We start from the raw sequence: 2,311 nt of genomic DNA, 5'->3' as shown, positions 1-2,311 counted from the left end.
ACCAGTATATCGTCTTTTTCAAACCCATCACTATGATCGGGGGTAGTTTGCCAACTTGCTTCACCGTTTTCTTCTGGAGTCCAATATATGGTTGGTCCGTTCTCTTCAATCGCAACGGACAACTGACCATTGTTCCCTTGTTTCACATATTTGATGGGGATTCGTGTGTCATCTACATGATAACCCTGTACGTGCGGATAAAACTCACCATCTTGGGGCTCGGTAATGTGGACACGAACGCGGCTTTGCGCCGTGGTTACTTGGCGTAAATCTTGGTCTGTGTATTGGGTGTTATCGCCAAATAAGCTTTGCTGCATGGCAAACAAAGCGCCAATACCTTCGACCTGCCAGCGGTAGCCCTCGACGATTTTGTCTTTCAATGTGCCGGCCAGTTTATCTAACTGCATCGCTGCGGTTTGGGTTTGCTGCATTTGCTCTGGGGAACCGGCGACAGCTGCGGAACTGCCCATAGCCATTTGTGCTTGTGTCGCTTGAATGGCGGGTATGACAGCAGCTGGGTTTGCATTGGCTTGTGCAAAGAAGAATGACCAAGGACCAAAGTTACTTATTGACTCTTGTTGGTCGCCAATTTCAATACATCCCTCTGGTCTGGTGCAGGATTTAGCGAACACGAGCGAGCTTGTGGCGTCTTTTAAATTGAGGATTACCACATCGCCTTCTATGCAATCGGCAGTGTTAATGGCTCTATATTTGGTCAACCCGAGCAATGGATCACTGTGCTGATAATGACTGTTGCGGATGTTGTTGTAAGTTTGTGGGCGCAGCGGCGGAAAGGTATTCTTTTTGTCCGGTGCTTGTTGTTGCTGTTTTTCAGCAACAATAATTTCATCACCTACCGCAAGTGACAGAGGGTCGGCCTCAAACACTGGGTTAAGCAAGAGCAAGGCTTTAGCTCCCATACCATATAGTTCAGCGATGCTTTGCCAGTCTTCCCCTACCGTTACGGTGTGCGTCGCTGCGGTTTGTTCCGCTTGCGTCTCATCGTTGTTACCTTCTGAGCGCGCTTCTTCCGGCTGTTTGACCGCATCAAACAATGCGGGGATATCCAACTTTATCCCGTTTTCACACAGCCAATCTTCACTGAGATTATCGAGCTCTTCGCGCGTGATTTGTCGCTCAAGATAAATGATGTATTGATTTTCGATGATTTGATCGGCTAATTTCCAATAGACCAAAATAGCGCTTTGGTCTTTAGTAAAACCACGCTCGTCATTGAGCTTGTCTTGTGTCGATTGCGTAGCGTAAAACGCCCATTTTTCTTCCCCAAGAATTTTGTATTCTTGGACAAGTTCACCATCATTAAAGTGGTAGTAATAGCCTTCTGTAGGCAAACCTAAACGTTCACCCAATCGCACTGCAGGGACAACAGGTATAAAACCTTCCTCAGCTTTATGGCTGCCGGCTTTTTGTAATGTGACGGCTTCCAATGGTGTCAGTCCGAGATTGTCATCAGCGATGTGGATATTTAAACGCTTTGGCTCATCAAACACACATAACGCTGTGTAGCGGGTGCCTTGCTCGGTATTGGCTTGCTCCCAACGGGTCACCGCGTTCTCTTTTTCAGTTTTCGCTAAAGCAAAGTCACTGTGCACCATTTTCTTTATGGTGGTATCCGAGCATCCGACTTCGAAGCTGTACTCAAACTCCTTGATTAGTTCCTCTTCACTTGCGGTTGCGATTGGCGGCGGCGTGTAAACTCGTTCGGGCGTCGAGGTTTCCCCGATACAAGAGCGGTAACCTCCCGTTGCTCTGGTGGTTTTCGTTATTGCTAACAAATTATTAGCCGCATCATCCGAAAGTTCAGAGATAACCTCAGAATTCAGCCGCCAAGTTTTAGGACCTATTGGGTCGTTGTAACTAAGCAGAGCGGGAGTTTGAGGCGTATCACTCACGAGTACGAGATTGCCTTCGTAGAGATGCTGCTTTAGCTGTTCAAAAGTAAGATGTGAAGGAATAGCAGAGGCGATATCCGCTTCCGAAATATTATGGAAGTTGCCCTCTATCAATCCAAATTCATGAGACATTACTTCCGGCAGTGGAAGAACTTTATAGGACACACAAATACCTAAAGTGAATACTAGTTATCACGGCACTAAGCAGTAAGCATGCCATTAACTTTCTTCTGCAAAATCAGCTAGGTAGGATGATAGTAGTGTATGCCGATACAATTTTTTGTTTATCGAGCCAAAAAGTTGGGTATAAATCCAAGAAGTTGGTCGGTGTTGGCTGTGGTCTTTGTGTACGGTCGCTGTTTAGCTGAAGCGATACATATGGTGTTTTTACCCGTGAA

At 46.4% G+C, this 2,311-nt stretch carries 1 protein-coding gene; it reads right to left on the bottom strand.

From position 1 onward, the window contains the following. The coding region (locus tag R7F67_RS23760; protein WP_318057407.1) for an S-type pyocin domain-containing protein at positions 1-2,078 on the bottom strand (2,078 nt) is incomplete at its 3' end. Positions 2,079-2,311: the final 233 nt, after the last annotated feature.

Origin of the sequence: Vibrio sp. YT-17, from assembly GCF_033337375.1 — a bacterium.
Taxonomy (GTDB): domain Bacteria; phylum Pseudomonadota; class Gammaproteobacteria; order Enterobacterales; family Vibrionaceae; genus Vibrio; species Vibrio alginolyticus.
This window is presented reverse-complemented; position numbering and strand designations above follow the sequence as displayed.